We start from the raw sequence: 15708 nt of genomic DNA, 5'->3' as shown, positions 1-15708 counted from the left end.
GCATAATTCCAGCACGACCAATCGTCCCGTTGGCGAACAGGACCGAATCGCCTATAATGAGAACGAAAGGATGGATCAGCACAATGGACTACATGACATTCAAACAGATTTTGCTTGACCGGCGCAGCGTGCGCAAGTTCCAGGACCGGCCCGTGGAGGCCGAGCAAATCCGAGAACTGATCGACTGCGCCCGCTACGCGCCGAGCGACACCAACTCGCAAACCTGGGAATTCATCGTCGTTACGGACCGCGAGAAGATCCGCGCAATTGAAGACATGACCTGGCAGCAGCTGCACGCGCGGGCGAAGGAAGCCGAGGAGCGGGGGCTCGCGAGGGAAGCGCGGCTGCTCGTGAAATCGTTCGGCCCGTACGCGACCGCCTTCTCGGACGCGCCGGCGCTCGTCGTCTGCCTCGCCACCCCGTACCAGTCGAAGTTCCGCGAGCGCATATTCGATCCCATCGGCCTCGTGCCGGATGAAGTCTGGCGCGAAGAAGGGATCAAGAGCAGCTGCCTCGCGGCGATGAATCTGATGCTTGCCGCCCACGCGATGGGGCTCGCCACCTGTCCGATGACGGGGCCGGTGCTGCTGGCTGAAGAGCAGCTGAAAGCGTTCCTGAGCATCGACGATTCGCGTCAGATCAACATGGTCATCGCCCTCGGCCATCCGGCCGAAACGCCGGGCAGACTCCCGCGTAAGGAGATCGACGAAATTCTGACGATCATTTCCTGATCGCACACAATCGGACAGGCTGTCTCCGTGGATCCACCACAGGGACAGCCTGTTTCGCCATGCGGCCCGTCATCCGCCGAGCTTGGCCAGTTCTTCGTCGTCGATCTCGTAGTTGGCGAACACGTCCTGCACATCGTCGTTGTCGTCGAAGGCGTCCATCATTTTCAGCAGCTTCTCGGCGTTCTCGCCCTCCACCTTGACCGTCGTCCGCGGCAGCCAGCGAATGCCGGCGCTCTCGAACGTCAGGCCGTTTCCTTCGAGGGATTGCTTCACTTTGATGAAATCGGCGGGAGCCGTCAAGATCTCGTACGAGTCCTCGTTCACGATAACGTCCTCCGCTCCGGCATCAATCGCCGCCATCAGCATCGAATCTTCGTCGATGTCATGCGCTTCGCGGCTGACGACGAGCAGCCCCTTCTCATCGAACAGATACGAAACGCAGCCCGACTCGCCCATGTTGCCGCCGCGCTTGTTGAAAATGGCGCGCACGTCGGCCGCCGTCCGGTTCCGGTTGTCGGTCAGACATTTCACCATGATGGCGACGCCGCCCGGGCCGTACCCTTCGTAGATGATTTCTTCGTAATCTTCGCCCCCGGCGGTCGCCGTCGCGCGCTTGATCGCGCGTTCGATGTTCTCGATCGGCATCTGCTCCGCGCGGGCGTTCGCGATCGCGTTCTTCAGCGCAAGATTCGCTTCGGGGTTCGGACCGCCCCGGCGGGCGTGCATGTAGATTTCCCTCGCAAGTTTGACGAACTTGTTGTTCCGCGCCTGGTCGGCCTTGCCCTTGCGGTCTTTGAACAGTTTGAACTTCGGCATATTCATGATCCTCCCGGGCTTGATTCCATACAGCAGTTTACCACCGTCGGCGCGTTCCGGTCAAAAGAAGCAACAAGAAAGACCCCGGATAATCCGGGGCCTTGCTCGTGTCGTGCATCTTCTATTATAAGAAGTTGTTCATTCTTATAACTTGATGACGTTGGCCGCTTGCGGTCCGCGATTGCCCTGGGTGATCTCGAATTCAACGAGCTGGCCTTCGTCCAGCGTCTTGAATCCTTCACCCTGAATGGCCGAGAAGTGGACGAACACGTCGTCGCCGCCTTCGACTTGAATGAAGCCGTAACCCTTCTCAGCGTTAAACCATTTTACCGTACCTTTCAAATGAACAACCTCCTAATATTCGCGCCGATCGTCCGGCGCTTACACACAGTATATGCGCTGGCCGGTCAAAAAGCAAATCAAACTTGCCGGAGGCTGCACATTTTCTTTCTGCTGACGCGGCGTTCCAACGGAATCGTGTTCCTTATACAGGCGATGCGGGCCGATCATGCGCGACCGATTCAGCTTTTCAACGGCTTTCGGATGACGAGCAGCCGGTGCGAACCCGGAATGAACGGCAGCTTCGACTCCTGGAACCGGACCGAGCAGCCGGCGCGCCGAACCGCTTCAAGCAGCCGGTCCAGATGAGGATACTCCCGGAAATGGAGCGTCACGAGCGGATAAATGCGCACCTCGCCGCCGGGACGGCACACCCGGATCAGCTCGAACACGGCCCTTTGGTGGAACTCCGCGTCGAAATGTTCCCCGTACAGGAACAGGAAGTGGCTGCACAGCACAAGCGCGAACCGGTCGTCCGCGAACGGCAGATGCGGCAGCTCGCCGGCGACATAGCGGCCGCTTCCGTCCCTGCCGTCCGCCGCGAAGTCGTCCATGAACCGCTTAAGCGACGCCTCGCGTCCGGCGCGGTGATTGTCCAGATTGCCGTAATACGAAAAGTCGAACAGATCTTGCAAACCTTCCAGCTTGGCCGTTGAGACGTCAATCTCGGTCCGCGCTTCCCTGAACAGCCCCTCCTGCGGCAGCCTGTAGCGCGGATCGACCGCGACGGCCCGGAAACCGCGCCGCGCGGCATCGGCCGTGAACGACGACGCTCCCGCCGCCGCATCCAGCACTTCGCCCCGCGGATCAAACGGCTCGTCGAGCGCGAACATGCGCACATACTCCGCGAAGCTCCGGCACGTGAACGCCGTGCCGACCTGTTCATACTTCCGATCCATGCTCATCTCTCCTCTTCTCGTCTCATCCGTTCTCGTCTTGTCTCAAAGGAATCCGGGTCTCCCCGGCCCTTTCCTTCATCATACAGGGGCTGCGGTTGATTTCCAACCCCCCGTTTCGTTATGATGGGAACAAAACGCCAACGCGGAGAGATGGCCGTGATCAAAAAAGTTCAGATTTACAAACGCGACAAATACAATATGCTGACGGTGGAAATTCAGGGCAAATCGCTCGTCGTCCGCGAGATCTCCGATGCGTGGGGCGAAGAGTGCCACACGTTTCTGAGCCGTCCGGAGATGCTGGCCTGGGCGGAATCCCGTTTTCAGGCGGACCGGCTGGAAGGCGGCGAAGCGGAGCGGGAAGCGATTCTCGAGAAGTTCCGTTCAATCTGACCCGTCCCCGATCTGCCGGAGCCGGGAAGGAAAAACATGCCGGACGGCGAATTGCTTGGGGAACGCCGAAAACTGGAGGAACCGATGGATACCACAGCACTCGTCATTTTCATCATCGCCGCCTTTTCGTTCGGCGCCGTCCTCATCATGAAACGGGATACGATCGCCCCGCCGATGCGACGGTTTCTCGCACTGGCCGCCATCGTGATGATCGTATCCGCGTTTATCATGCTGGTGTACGCTTTTCTGACCATGGGCAGCTGATCCCGGCGCGGATACGGCCGGTCAGAGCCGGCTCTGACCCGGCTTATGAAGCGGCGCGCCGCGGCGCATACTAGAGGGCAAAAAAGGAAGTGCCGTCATGAACTGGCTATCCGCCCTGCTTGCGCTCGGTCTGATCGGCGCCGCCGCGGCGCCCGCCCCGATCGACCGCGCGGACGATCATGCCGTGCGGGTCGAGATCATGTCCCCAAGGAGGAACCCTGACATGAAGCAAGTGCCGAAACGATCCGAGACGAATCCGAAGTACCGGTGGAGGCTGGAAGACTTGTTCGCCTCCCAGGCCGATTGGGACCGGGAATACGAACAGGCCAAGGCGCTGATCGCCAAGGCGGCCGAATTCCAGGGCAAGCTTGCCGATCCTGCCCGGCTCAAGGCCTGCTTCGAGCTGGAGGACGAACTGTCGCTCCACGTCGAGCGGCTCTACGTGTACGCGAACATGCGCCATCACGAGGACACGGCCGAGCCGAACAACATGGCGCTCGCGGACAAGTCGAAGAAACTGAGTGTCGAAGCGAACGAAGCGCTGTCGTTCATCACGCCGGAAGTGCTCAGCCTGCCGGACGAGACGCTCGAGAAGATGATCGCCGATCCGAATCTGGCGCCCTACAGATTCACGCTCGAAGAGATGCGGCGCCAGAAAGCGCACGTCCTCGGCAAGAGCGAAGAAGCGCTGCTCGCCCAGGCGGGCAACATCAGCCAGGCGCCGAACACGATCTTCGGCATGCTGAACAACGCCGACCTGAAATTCCCGACCATCAAGAATGAAAACGGCGAGGATGTCGAGCTGACCCACGGCACGTACATCCAGTTCCTCGAAAGCCGCGACCGGTCGGTGCGCGAAGCCGCGTTCAAGGCGATGTACGATACATACGGCAAGCTGAAGAACACGCTCGCCTCGACGCTCGCCGCCAACGTGAACAAGAACCTGTTCTACGCCCGGGCGCGCAAATACCCGTCCGCCCTGGAAATGTCGCTGTTCGCCGACAACATTCCGAAGGACGTGTACACGAACCTGATCGACACGATCCACAAACATCTGCCGCTCATGTACCGCTACATGGAGCTGCGGCGGAAGCTGCTCGGCGTCGAAGAGCTGCACATGTACGACCTGTTCGCGCCGCTGGTGGAAGAGTTCAAGATGGAAATTCCTTATGAAGAGGCGAAGCAGACGGTGCTTGAAGGCCTGGCGCCGCTCGGCCCGGATTATCAGAAGGTGCTGAAGGAAGGGTTCGAGGGCGGCTGGATCGACGTCTACGAGAACCAGGGCAAGCGGAGCGGGGCCTACAGCTGGGGCGCCTACGGCACCCACCCCTACGTGCTGCTCAACCACAAGGACAACCTGAACAGCATGTTCACGCTGGCGCATGAAATGGGCCACGCCCTTCACTCGTACTATTCAGACCGGCATCAGTCGTACCGCGACGCGCAGTACACCATTTTCCTCGCCGAGGTCGCGTCGACGCTGAACGAGGCGCTGCTGATGGACTACCTGCTGAAGCGGACGAACGACCCGAAGGAAAAAATGTATCTGCTGACGTACTACGCCGACCAGTTCCGCACGACGGTGTTCCGCCAGACGATGTTCGCCGAGTTCGAGAAAATCATCCACGAGAAGGCGGAAGCCGGCGAATCGCTGACACCGCAGCTGCTGTCCGGCGTCTACTACGACCTGAACAAGCTATACTACGGCGACGGCATGGTCGTCGACCGGGACATCGAGATGGAATGGGCGCGAATCCCTCATTTCTACTCGAGCTTCTACGTGTACAAGTACGCGACCGGCTTCTCGGCTGCGACGAGCTTCGCGAAACAGATTCTCGACGAGGGCGAGCCGGCCGTCGAGCGGTACCTCGGCTTCCTGAAGAGCGGAGGCAGCGACTACTCGATCAACATACTGAAAAAAGCCGGTGTCGACATGTCGACGCCGGAGCCGATCGAGCAGGCGATGAGCGTATTCGAAGATTTGATCCGGCAGATGGAAGAACTGACGAAAGCATGATGAATACGGCCGTGCCCAAGATGGGCACGGCCGTTTGTCTGCGGGAAGGCTGTCGTCTGATTGCACCTGCGCCGCGTCGGGAGTCCCTTATTTCGCTTCCGTTTTCTCCGCATCCGGCGGGTACAGGACGATGCGTCCGTTCTCCATCTCCACGCGCACCCGCCGCGCGTTCCGGAATCCGTCCGCGTTCATGAGCCCCGCGGGAATCTGCAGCCGTCCCGCCTTGTCGACGACGGCATACTCCACATGGCTCTCTTCCGCCTCCCGTTCGAGATTCTCGTAGTCTTCGCGATACGAACGGCGGATGATCTCCGATGACGTCTTCCCGTCGCGGATCGCGACGACGCGATCGACCTTGCGCGCCAGCTGCGGGTCGTGCGTGACGATGACGATCGTCAACCCCATCGTCCGGTTCAGCTCGCGGAACAGGTCGAGCACCTGGTTCGACGTCTTCGTGTCGAGCGCGCCGGTCGGCTCGTCGGCGAGCAGCAGCTTGGGCTGGTTGGCAAGGGCGATCGCGATCGCGACGCGCTGCTGCTCGCCGCCCGACAGCTCGCTGAGCCGGTTCTTCATCCGGTGCCCGAGCCCGACCGCCTCGAGCAGTTCGACCGCCCGCGCCCGACGCCGCCTTCCGCGCAGCAGAATCGGGAGCTCCACATTCTCGAGCGCGGTCAGATACGGGATCAGGTTCCGCGCCTTGTTCTGCCAGACGAAGCCGACGGTTTCCCTTTTGTACTTCACGAGATCGCGCTCCGAGAACGCGAGCAGATCTTTCCCGTCGACCATCAGCTTTCCGGCGGAAGGACGGTCGAGGCCGCCCAGCATATTGAGCAGCGTCGATTTGCCGCTCCCGCTGTTGCCGATGATCGCCATCAGCTCGCCGGTCTCGACCCGAAGGTCGAGTCCCTGAAGCGCCACAACTTCAAGATCTTTCGTCTTGTAGATCTTCACGAGCCCGTCGCAGACAATCATGCCGTCACTCCTCCCCGAGCTTGAGCGCCTGGGCGATCTTCACGCGCGCGAGCCGCCAGCCGAGCACGATGAGCCCCAGGGTCAGCATAACCGTCACCACGCCATAGAGCTGCGCGTAATCGCCGGAATGGCGGACGATCTCGAACGGCGGCACCTGTTCGGACGGATTGAACGCCATCTCGAACAGCGGGACGAATTGTTCGCTCACGACATTGCCGACGACGACGCCGATGCCAACGGCGGCAGCAGTCGTCAGCAGCTGCTCGCTGGCCAGCATGCCGATGAGCTGCCCGAACGGGATGCCCATCGCCCGCAGCACGCCGAACTGAAGCGTCCGCCCGGACAGCGACAGCAGCCAGAACACGAGGAAGCCGAAGAAGCTGATCAGCATCGAGATGACGAAGCCGAGCGTCATAACGCCGTTGATCGCCAGCCGGAACGGATCGTTCTTCGACCGGATCAGCTCCTGACCCGCATCCTGCAGCGAAGTGAGCGGGTAGCCCGCTTCCGCGATTGCTTCGTACAAGGCCGCGCTGGAAGCGCCCTCCTCCAGGTTCAGCCACACCTCGTACGGTTCGAGCGCCAGCCGGTTGTGGATCGTGGACAGCCGGGCGACGACGAGCCGCGGCTTCTCCTGCTTGCCGGGAGACGGCAGCGGGTTCCAGCCCGGCCAGTAGTCGACGACGCCGAAGACGGTCAGCAGCGTCGAGTCCAGTCCTTCCCAGCCGATGTAGATCGGGTCGCCCGGTCCGATGCCGAACTCCTCGGCCACCGAACGGGAGATGAGCACGCCGCGCGGATCGGAAGCGAGCAGATTCAGATACGCGTTCATGTGGTAATCGAGCAGACCGTTCTTCATCCACGCCGTCCGGCCGAACTCGTAGGTTTCGATGCCGTACAGCGTTGCGGCGCCCCCGCCGCCCGCGGCGTTCAGGCGGGCGTCCTCCTTCACGAAGACGCGCGCCGCCGCTTCGACGCCGGGCATTTCGGTGAACGGCAGGAACGGCGGTTCGGTATATTGCACCCGCTTCGGCGGCGCCGCGTCCGCCTCCGTCTGCTGCGGCATCGGCCCGCCGGCCATCGGCGGCGGCGCGTCGTTCTCCCACCGGGTCGTGAGCACGATGTCCGCCCCGATCGCGTAGCGGATCTTGTTCTCCATGTTGTCGCCGATCGTCCGGGCGGCGTTCGCGCTGAACAGGCCGGTCGCCACGGTCATGATGAGGAACACTTTGATGCCCAGATACTGGCCGGACGAGCGGCTGATCGTCACGAGCGTTGAATAGAGCGCCGGCGGCCACCATCTCCGGCCGAGAAAATAGATCAGCCGGATGAACCACGGGTAAAGCCGGAGGATGAACAGCCCGCCGCCCAGCGCGAGCAATGCCGGCATGACGAACAGCAGCGGGTCGACCTGGAGCGAGCCGGCTTCCAGCGCCAGTTCGCGCATATCGGCCGACTGGCGCCGGAAATCGATCAGCAGCCAGACCGCCGCCGCGATCAGGATGAGGTCAATGCCCGTCTTGTGCCAGAACGGCGTCTTCTCCAGGCGGGCCGACTCGCGCTTGCGGTCGACGATCGACGTCCGCGCCGCCCGCGCGGCCGGAACAAGCGTCAGCAGCGCCGATCCGAACGCCGCGCATGCCGCGACCGTCCAGACGCCGCCGGTCAGCTCGACGTCAAGGGCCGCGCGGTCGACGAACGTCAGGAAACCGCTGGAGGCGCCGAGCATCTTCGTGAACAGGACGCCGAGCCAGGGGCCGACAACCCACGCCGCGGCGCCGAGAATCAGCCCTTCCGCCGCGTAGGCCAACAGCACCTGCAGCCTGCTCGCCCCGCGGCTGCGCAGTACCGCGATCTCCGTCTTCTGCCGTTCGACAATCAGACCGGCCGTCATATAGAGATAGAAGGCGAGCATCATCATGACCGGCGTATACAGCGACAGCAGCACGACGCCGAGCCTCTCCCGCTTCTTCTCGTACGACTCGATCTTCTCGAGCATCGCGATCGTCAGATCGGCGTTGTACGAGAAGCGGTTCGCAAGATACCGGTCCATGTACTCCGACTGCTCGAGGAACTTCCCGATGCCGGTTGTTTTCAGCTGCGTGTAGTCGAGCGCCATCACGTACTGGAAACCGCCCAATTGCAGCCGGCCGCCGTACACGAAATCGCGCATGAACACATCATGCGGGATGTAGAACGACGATTCGTAGTTCTCAAGCGGATACGGCGCGTAGGCGTCAATCGCGTCCGGCGCGGCGGATTCGATGACGCCGACCGGCAGAATGCGGAACGTCTCGCCGGTTTCGCGGTTCAGCCCCGTAATCTCTTCGCCGAGATCCCGCTTGAGCTTGATGAGGTAAGACTGGGTGACGAGCGCTTCGTACACGCCGTCGCTGCGCCCGGCATCCGGCATCCGGCCGTCGATCAGCCGGATCTGCCGCTCCAGGTTGCTGACGGCGCGGAAGCTTCCGACGACGTTCGTGTTCCTGATCTCCTGTTCCGTCGCGTCCGCACCGTAGACGCGGAGCATGATCGTGGACCGGGCGGCATACCCCGAATGCATGTCGAGCCCGACGCGATCCGGAAAACCGAAAACATACCGGTCCAGATCGTCCACGACCTGCGCCGCCCTGGCGCGGTCATCGATCGTGCCGGGCAGCGCGTTCACGCGCATGTAGCCGGGAAAAACCCGGCGTTCGGTCTGCATCAATTGCAGCTCTTTCTGCAGCGTCCGCTCCAGAATCGCGTTCGCATAGAGCGGCATCGAGCTGAACAGCGCCACGCACACGGTCAGCCCGAACCACAGATTGAGCTGCAGCCATTTGGTGCTGGCCATCTTGCGCAAGATCATGACCCACAAGGCCAAGGCGCTCCACTCCCCCGCGCCGCGCGGCGCACTAGTTGTTCAAGATTACCCGGGCGCCTTCTTCCAGTCCGCGGATAATCTCGACCTCGGTCGACGTCTTCAGCCCGACCTCGACATCGACTTCCTTGCGGCGCTCGCCGTCGGCGATCTGCACATACTCGCGTCCGAGGTACGTGCGCAGGCCGGCGCGCGGGATGACGATGGCGTTCTCGCGCCGCTGCAGCGGAATCTCGAAGTCGGCGCCGGCGCCGATCCCGGCGTCTTGCGGCGGGTTGTCCAGTTCGAGCACGATGGTGCGCGAATTGCGCTCCTGCTCCGTCTTGTCGGTTGTGAGCGGCGCGTTCGACGGCGCCTGCACGACCTCTGCCCGGTACGTCTCGCCGCCATAGACGACCGCCGCCTCCATGCCGGGATGGACGCCGAGCAGATCGGTCGCCGACGTCGCCACATAGGTCAGCCGGACCTGCTTCGGATCGGATACGGTGACGAGCGGCCGATAGGCGGTGACCGAATCGCCGGGCGCGATTTCCGCGACATACGTCACCTCGCCGTCAAACGGCGCAACGAGCCGCGACTTCTCAAGCTGCTCCTCGAGCGCCTCGAGGCTGATTCGCTCCCGCTCAAGATCGATCTCGCGCAGCCGCAGGTCGCGGCCGGTCAATCCGTCGATCCGCGCCTGCTCGTATTGGATCTGCGCCCGCTCGACGTTCAGCCGCTGCAGCCGGATGCGCAGCTCGAGATCGCCGACATCGAGCTCCAGAACCGTCTGGCCGGCCTTGACCTCATCGCCCTGCTTCACATGCACCGCCAGCACCCGTCCCCCGGATTCGCGGAAGTAGAGCGGCTCGCTGCGGCTCGACGTGAACGTCGCCGAGCCGCGCAGCACCGTCTGGATCGTGCCGCGCTTCGCCTCGACGACATCGAACACTTCTTCCTTCGGCTGCACCAGCGGTGGTGCAAGCGCTTCCTCTTCCTGCGGCAGCAAGGAACAGCCGGCCGCGATCATCAGTGCCGCCAGCGCGGCCGCCGCACGGTCAAGACCGCGTCGCAGCCGGCATCTCCGCATGTTTGACAATTCTCCCATCCTCCAATGCGATCACTTGATCGACCAACTCCATAATGCCGGGATCGTGCGTCGTCAGCACGACCGTCGTGCCCAAGCGTTTCACCAGATCGCGGAACACGCGGATGATTTGCAGCCCCATCCGGCTATCGAGTTCGGCCGTCGGCTCGTCGGCGATGAGCAGCCGCGGCTCGTGTGCGATCGCCCGGGCAATCGCGACCCGCTGCTGTTCGCCGCCCGACAGTTCCGGCGGGCGATGCTTCATCCGCTCTTTCATGCCGACCCACTCGAGGGCGCGCTCCACCCGCTCGCGTCCCGCCTTGACGCCTGCGACGCGCAGGCCGAATTCGACGTTCTCGTAAGCCGACATCAGCGGCATCAGACCGAACGACTGGAAGACGAGCCCGATCTCCCGGCGCCGCAGGGCGTTCTTCTGCTTCTCCGGCATGGCCGTCAGATCCCGGCCGTCCCACCAGACGCGTCCCGCCGTCGGCTCATCCAGGGCGCACAGGATGTTCAGGAGCGTGGTCTTGCCCGACCCCGAACGGCCGACCAACGCGGTAATCGTGCCTTGCCGGATCGTCAGGTCGATCCCGTCGAGCGCCGTGACGGCGCCGCTGCCGCTGCCGAACACCCGCCGGATGCCTTCCGTGCGCAGCATGACGCGTGAATTGCAACCGTTTTCAATCGACATGATCGTTGTCCCTCCCGCACGTCGGACCATAAATGCCGGAAAACCATTTAAGAGCATAATAGGCATCTCGGGAACGAGGTGTCAATTTAAATCTTCGGCAGATTTCAGATTTTTGACAATAGCGCGGCCAGCGCCGCGAGCGCCCCCGCAACCAGCGACGAGAGCAAATTGACGAGATCGTTCGTCATCCAGCGCCGGCCCTGGGCGTGCAGCGCCGGCTCGCCGCAGTGGACCTCGCGTTCCGTGAGGGCGCCGCACGTCAGGCAGCGGTACATCGCCTGCAGCCAGGCGCCGAGCAGCGAATCGGCCATCGCGCCGGCCAGACCGGCAACAGCCGCCATGACGATCAGCGCGGCCGCCGGAAGCCCCGACGCTTCCACGCCGCCCAGCAGCGCGGCAGAGACGCCGATCAGCGCGGCGCCGGAGAGCGCGGCGAAAGTGCCGAGCGGCGTCACCCCGCCGCTCGTCCCCGCCGGCACGGCGCGGCCGGTCAGCACGGAGCGCGGCTGCGTCCGGCTTAGGGCGCCGATCTCCGTCGCCCAGGTGTCGGCGTTCACGGACGCCATGACGCCGGTGAAGGCGGCGGCAAGCGCCGGCTCCGGCCAGACCGCATGCGCCGCGCAAAGCGCGAGGCCGATGCCGCCGTTCGCCCACACTTGTCCCGCGTCGCGCCGCCCGGTCTTCGCGTAATGGCGTTCCGCCTCCCTTTTCGCGCGGATATGCCGCTTCCAACGGGACCAGAAGACGGAGGTGGCGAAGAAGACAAGCAGCAAGCCGTACCAGAGCGGCCCGCCGAGGGCGAAATAGACGGCGCCCATCACCACGGCGGACCAGGCGCCCGACGCCGAGAGCGCCTGTTTGCGCCAGGCGATCCAGGCGATCAGCCCGCTGCCCGCAAACCCGGCTGCCCATCGCAGAGGCATCGAAGCGGCAAATTCGTCCAGCATGAGTTCAACTTCCTTCCGGTTGATACGCACCCGCAGGCCCGTGAGGCCGCATGACGGCTTTTCAGATCCGGGCGGCAGGAGATGCGCGATTGATGTCGAAATTTTTGGAAAATGCTCCGGCATGTCCGGAAAGCCACGAGACCGTTTGGCAAGGAGTGTCGCCCGTTGCCCGATTATCCCCGTGAATTCGAACGGGAGCCCGCGCTTCGGGAGGAATTGACGCCCGAGCAGATGCTCCGCATCATTTTCGATTATACCGCAAAAATTGCGAACGAACGAAACCTGCACAATGTGCTCGTCCTGATGGCGAATATGGGGCGGGAGATGATTTTGGCCGACCGGTGCACCGTCTGGCTGGTCGACTACAAGCGCGGCGAACTGTTCACAACGGTCGCCCACGGCGTGAGCGAGATCCGCGTGCCGCTCGGTTCGGGTCTCGTCGGCCATTCGATCGCGCTCGGCCAGCCGCTGCTGATCGAGGACGCCTATCAGGATCCCCGCCACAACGCGGAGAACGACCGGAAGACGGGGTATCGGACGAAATCCGTCATTACCGTGCCGTTCGTCGGCAACGACGGCAGCATCATCGGCGCTTATCAGGCCGTCAACAAGATGACGAAGGAAGGTGTCTTCACGCAGCGCGACCTGGAAAATTTGTCGCTGGCCGCCTCCTACGCGGGCAAGTCGCTCGAATCGGTCATGCTGCACGAAGAGATCGTCGCCACGCAGAAGGAGATTATTTTCCGGATGGGCGAAATCGGCGAGAGCCGGTCGAAGGAGACGGGCAACCACGTCAAACGGGTGGCCGAATACTCCCGCATCCTCGCCCTCGGTCTCGGCCTGCCGCAGGAGGAAGCCGAGAAGATCCGGGTGGCGTCCCCGATGCACGACATCGGCAAAGTCGCCATCCCCGACGCGGTGCTGAAGAAGCCGGGCAAGCTGACCGACGAAGAATACGAGATCATGAAAACCCACACGACGATCGGATACAATCTGCTTAGGGGATCGAACCGCGAACTGCTGCGCACGGCCGCCCATATTGCGCACGAACACCACGAGAAATGGGACGGCACCGGCTACCCGCGTGGCCTGAAAGGCGAGGAAATCCATCTGTATGGACGGATTACAGCGGTGGCCGACGTGTTCGATGCGCTCGGCAGCGACCGGGTGTACAAGAAAGCCTGGGAACTCGAGCGAATCATCAACCTGTTCCGCGAAGAGCGTGGCCGGCACTTCGACCCGAAGCTGGTCGACGTCTTCATGGAACAGCTTCCGCGCATGCTTGAAGCGCGCGACCGTTACAAAGATGAACTGCAGGAATGACGCAAACGGCCGGAAGGCGCCTGACGGCATCCTCCGGCCGTTGCTTTATCTCCCGAACCACTTGAACTTCCTCCCCGCCTTCAGCTCGCCGAAGCGATCGGGGTAGTTCGTGCAGATGATGATGTCTTCGCCCATTGCGGCGATCCGCCGCATCCCGGGCTTCCGGTCGACCGTCCAGGCCATCACCTCAAGGCCCGCCTTGCGGAACGCCGCCATCCGCTCGGCCGTCAGCCTGGTCCAGCCGATCGACAGGAACGCCGCGCCGATGCGCGCGAGCGCCTGTTCGAGCCCCGGCGGGGCGGCATCGATGATCAGTCCCGTTCGTATTGAACGCTCCGCTTCCTTCACCCGCCTGAGCGCCAGCGGATCAAACGACGTAATGACGGAGTCGCGGGTCCGGCCGTGCCGGCGGAGCAGCCCGGCGACCGCCGCCTCGATGCCCGGGTAGCGGCCGCCGTACGTTTTCAGCTCGATGTTCAGCCTGCACTTGCCCGCCGTCAGGTCCAGCACCTGCTCCAGCGTCGGCACGGGCTCGCCGCGAAATTCCGGGGAAAACCAGCTTCCCGCGTCCATCGAAGCCAGTTCCGCCGCCGTGAAATCGGCCACGCGGCCTTTGCGGTCAGTCGTCCGGTTCACCGTGTCGTCGTGCATGACGACCGGCACGCCGTCCTTCGACAGCTGCACGTCCAGTTCGATCCATTCGACGAACGGGAACGTGAGCGCCTTCTTCATCGCCGCCATCGTGTTCTCGGGCGCAAGCCCGGACGCGCCCCGGTGCGCGCAGCACGGATTGGCAATTCCCACGCCTTGAGGCCTCCTTCCCCCTGTTGCCCGCTCCGGTCAAGCCGCTCCGGCCGCTCCGGCGTCTTCGGCCTCGGCAGCCGGACGAAGCGTACCGTCTTCGCCGACCGTGACGCCGAATGAAATCCGCTCCAGCTGATCAAGCATCGCCTGTCGCGCCTCGCCTTCCAGCGGCTCCGGACGCGACGGCTCGATCGCCCGCATCGGGACGAATTGCAGCTCGCATCCTCCGCCCTTCGTGCAGACCGCGTTCAGCACGCCCGTGTCGCGCGTATCCTCGTTCTTCGTCACATTGAAAATGAAATTGCCGAGACTGTACGCGATCCATCTGCCGTTGTAATGCTCGAAACCCTGCAGAACATGCGGGTGAGAGCCGACGACGAGATCGGCGCCCGCGTCGATGTAGGCGCGGGCCAGTTGCTTCTCGATGTCGCGCGGCTTGCGGCTAAGCTCCTCGCCCCAGTGGGCGTACACAATGATCAGATCATGGGACTCCCTGGCGCGTTCGATCGCTTCTACCGCCCTGCGCGGATCGTACGTTTCCGCCACGCCGGGATGGTTTTTGTCCGCTTTCCAGCTGACTTCCGGCACGACGCGGCTCAGGCTGAAAATCGCGATCGACATGCCCCTCACGTCGAAGACGGCCGGCTTGAACGCTTCTTCATCATTGCGGCCGGCTCCCGCATGTTTGAGATTCGTCTCGTTCAGATGGTCGATCGTATCCAGCAGCCCTTCGACGCCCTGGTCAAGCGTATGGTTGTTCGCAAGCGAGACGAAGTCGATGCCCGCTTCGCGCAGCGACGGGAGAAGTTCCGGACTGCCTTTAAACACGTATTTCTTGTTTTCAGCCGGCGTGCCGCGCGTTGTGATCGGATTTTCGAGGTTGCCGATCGTCAGATCCGGTTCCTGCAGGTAAGGCAGCGCCTTCGCGTACGGGTAGTCGAATCCTTCGCGGCGCATCAGCTTCTCAACGGACGAAGCCAGCAGGATGTCGCCGACGAACGCGAGCCTGACCGGCTCCTCGGCCGGTTCCGGTTCCGCCTCTTCCGACGGCGCGGGAGTAACGTCATTTCCGTCCCCGGCGTCATCCGCACCGGTCCCCGCATCCGTGGCGTTGTTCGCGCCCTTGTCTTCACCGCCTTCTGCACTTGCGGTCCCCTCGTCCTGCGGCGAACTTCCGTCCGGCTCTGAAGCCGGACCTTCATCCGCCGTCAGCGGCGGATTCGGCGTGCCGGAACTGTCTTCCCGCCCGTGAAGCCAATGGCCTGACGCAATGCCGTACACCAGCGCGGCGATGGCGAACAACATGCCTATGTTCAGCAGCGCAAGCCGGCGCAGACGCCGTCTGCGTCTGTTCCGATCCCGCGCGCGCGAGTCAACCCGCGAGAGTCCCATTTCCCACAAATCCCCCTAAACCGGTATTCACCGTCATGCCGGCGGCGTTCATCCCATCACATTATAGCAGGAAAAGCGGCTGACACGGCTTGGAAGACAAAAAAATTTCCGTGCGCAAACGCCGGTGCGGAGTAACGCGGATACCGCGTTACAGCGGTGCGCGAGACCCCGTCGGCGCGGCTGTAACGTGC

At 62.9% G+C, this 15708-nt stretch carries 15 protein-coding genes; 5 read left to right on the top strand and 10 right to left on the bottom strand.

What is annotated here, in order from left to right; all coding sequences use genetic code 11:
- Positions 1 to 83 precede the first annotated feature (83 nt).
- Positions 84 to 731 carry a nitroreductase family protein gene (locus KJQ12_RS11425; RefSeq protein WP_015254329.1) on the top strand — a complete coding sequence of 216 codons (648 nt, stop codon included), beginning with the start codon at positions 84 to 86 and terminating at the stop codon, positions 729 to 731.
- A 69-nt stretch (positions 732 to 800) separates the two neighbouring features.
- Here KJQ12_RS11425 and KJQ12_RS11420 read toward each other — a convergent pair whose 3' ends face one another.
- The 3 genes from KJQ12_RS11420 to KJQ12_RS11410 all read right to left on the bottom strand — a co-directional run bounded on the left by KJQ12_RS11420 (position 801) and on the right by KJQ12_RS11410 (position 2785).
- Positions 801 to 1547 carry a YebC/PmpR family DNA-binding transcriptional regulator gene (locus tag KJQ12_RS11420; RefSeq protein WP_213484770.1) on the bottom strand — a complete coding sequence of 249 codons (747 nt, stop codon included), beginning with the start codon at positions 1545 to 1547 and terminating at the stop codon, positions 801 to 803.
- Between the two features lie 144 nt (positions 1548 to 1691).
- The gene (locus KJQ12_RS11415) at positions 1692 to 1889 is read right to left on the bottom strand and encodes a cold shock domain-containing protein (RefSeq protein ID WP_213484769.1); all 198 of its coding nucleotides are present in this window, start codon (positions 1887 to 1889) and stop codon (positions 1692 to 1694) included.
- A gap of 179 nt (positions 1890 to 2068) precedes the next feature.
- Entirely contained in the window at positions 2069 to 2785 is a 717-nt protein-coding gene (locus KJQ12_RS11410) for a class I SAM-dependent methyltransferase (protein ID WP_213484768.1), read from the bottom strand.
- Between the two features lie 156 nt (positions 2786 to 2941).
- On the opposite strand from KJQ12_RS11410, the gene KJQ12_RS11405 reads away from it, so the two are divergent.
- The 3 genes from KJQ12_RS11405 (at position 2942) to pepF (ending at position 5456) form a co-directional block, all read left to right on the top strand.
- Positions 2942 to 3175 (top strand): hypothetical protein, encoded by a 234-nt coding sequence (locus KJQ12_RS11405; protein ID WP_213484767.1) that lies wholly within the window; start codon positions 2942 to 2944, stop codon positions 3173 to 3175.
- A gap of 84 nt (positions 3176 to 3259) precedes the next feature.
- Complete coding sequence (locus KJQ12_RS11400; protein WP_213484766.1) at positions 3260 to 3439, top strand: hypothetical protein; 180 nt, start codon at positions 3260 to 3262, stop codon at positions 3437 to 3439.
- Positions 3440 to 3662: 223 nt separating this feature from the next.
- Positions 3663 to 5456, top strand: coding sequence for an oligoendopeptidase F (gene pepF, locus KJQ12_RS11395; protein WP_213484798.1), 1794 nt, complete (start codon positions 3663 to 3665; stop codon positions 5454 to 5456).
- A gap of 87 nt (positions 5457 to 5543) precedes the next feature.
- Here pepF and KJQ12_RS11390 read toward each other — a convergent pair whose 3' ends face one another.
- The 5 genes from KJQ12_RS11390 to KJQ12_RS11370 form a co-directional block, all read right to left on the bottom strand.
- Positions 5544 to 6428 (bottom strand): ABC transporter ATP-binding protein, encoded by an 885-nt coding sequence (locus KJQ12_RS11390; protein WP_213484765.1) that lies wholly within the window; start codon positions 6426 to 6428, stop codon positions 5544 to 5546.
- 4 nt (positions 6429 to 6432) lie between these two features.
- On the bottom strand, positions 6433 to 9294 hold the full coding sequence (locus tag KJQ12_RS11385) for an FtsX-like permease family protein (protein ID WP_213484764.1): 2862 nt from the start codon (positions 9292 to 9294) through the stop codon (positions 6433 to 6435).
- A 31-nt stretch (positions 9295 to 9325) separates the two neighbouring features.
- Positions 9326 to 10360, bottom strand: coding sequence for an efflux RND transporter periplasmic adaptor subunit (locus tag KJQ12_RS11380; RefSeq protein WP_244860580.1), 1035 nt, complete (start codon positions 10358 to 10360; stop codon positions 9326 to 9328).
- Positions 10329 to 11051, bottom strand: a complete 723-nt coding sequence (locus KJQ12_RS11375; protein WP_213484762.1) for an ABC transporter ATP-binding protein — start codon at positions 11049 to 11051, stop codon at positions 10329 to 10331. Before KJQ12_RS11375 ends, KJQ12_RS11380 begins: the two co-directional genes overlap by 32 nt.
- 104 nt (positions 11052 to 11155) lie before the next feature.
- Entirely contained in the window at positions 11156 to 11998 is an 843-nt protein-coding gene (locus tag KJQ12_RS11370) for a DUF92 domain-containing protein (protein ID WP_213484761.1), read from the bottom strand.
- Positions 11999 to 12163: 165 nt separating this feature from the next.
- Here KJQ12_RS11370 and KJQ12_RS11365 point away from each other — a divergent pair, with 165 nt between their 5' ends.
- Entirely contained in the window at positions 12164 to 13321 is a 1158-nt protein-coding gene (locus KJQ12_RS11365; protein WP_213484760.1) for an HD domain-containing phosphohydrolase, read from the top strand.
- Positions 13322 to 13366: 45 nt separating this feature from the next.
- Here KJQ12_RS11365 and KJQ12_RS11360 read toward each other — a convergent pair whose 3' ends face one another.
- Together KJQ12_RS11360 and KJQ12_RS11355 are read right to left on the bottom strand one after the other, a co-directional pair.
- Positions 13367 to 14119, bottom strand: a complete 753-nt coding sequence (locus tag KJQ12_RS11360; RefSeq protein ID WP_213484797.1) for a glycerophosphodiester phosphodiesterase — start codon at positions 14117 to 14119, stop codon at positions 13367 to 13369.
- 42 nt (positions 14120 to 14161) lie between these two features.
- A complete protein-coding gene (locus KJQ12_RS11355) occupies positions 14162 to 15517 on the bottom strand; it encodes a CapA family protein (RefSeq protein ID WP_213484759.1) in 1356 nt (451 codons plus the stop codon).
- Positions 15518 to 15708: the final 191 nt, after the last annotated feature.

This window comes from Thermobacillus xylanilyticus (assembly GCF_907165215.1).
GTDB classification, from domain to species: Bacteria; Bacillota; Bacilli; order Paenibacillales; family Paenibacillaceae; genus Thermobacillus; species Thermobacillus xylanilyticus.
Note: the sequence above shows the minus strand (reverse complement) of the source record. Positions and strands in the feature narration are given on the sequence as shown.

Coding starts and splice junctions, on each gene's coding strand:
- KJQ12_RS11390 (WP_213484765.1), bottom strand. CDS start 6,428: ATGATTGTCTGCGACGGGCTCGTGAAGATCTACAAGACGAAAGATCTT.
- KJQ12_RS11355 (WP_213484759.1), bottom strand. CDS start 15,517: ATGGGACTCTCGCGGGTTGACTCGCGCGCGCGGGATCGGAACAGACGC.
- pepF (WP_213484798.1), top strand. CDS start 3,663: ATGAAGCAAGTGCCGAAACGATCCGAGACGAATCCGAAGTACCGGTGG.
- KJQ12_RS11375 (WP_213484762.1), bottom strand. CDS start 11,051: ATGTCGATTGAAAACGGTTGCAATTCACGCGTCATGCTGCGCACGGAA.
- KJQ12_RS11410 (WP_213484768.1), bottom strand. CDS start 2,785: ATGGATCGGAAGTATGAACAGGTCGGCACGGCGTTCACGTGCCGGAGC.
- KJQ12_RS11400 (WP_213484766.1), top strand. CDS start 3,260: ATGGATACCACAGCACTCGTCATTTTCATCATCGCCGCCTTTTCGTTC.
- KJQ12_RS11380 (WP_244860580.1), bottom strand. CDS start 10,360: ATGCGGAGATGCCGGCTGCGACGCGGTCTTGACCGTGCGGCGGCCGCG.
- KJQ12_RS11370 (WP_213484761.1), bottom strand. CDS start 11,998: ATGCTGGACGAATTTGCCGCTTCGATGCCTCTGCGATGGGCAGCCGGG.
- KJQ12_RS11420 (WP_213484770.1), bottom strand. CDS start 1,547: ATGCCGAAGTTCAAACTGTTCAAAGACCGCAAGGGCAAGGCCGACCAG.
- KJQ12_RS11425 (WP_015254329.1), top strand. CDS start 84: ATGGACTACATGACATTCAAACAGATTTTGCTTGACCGGCGCAGCGTG.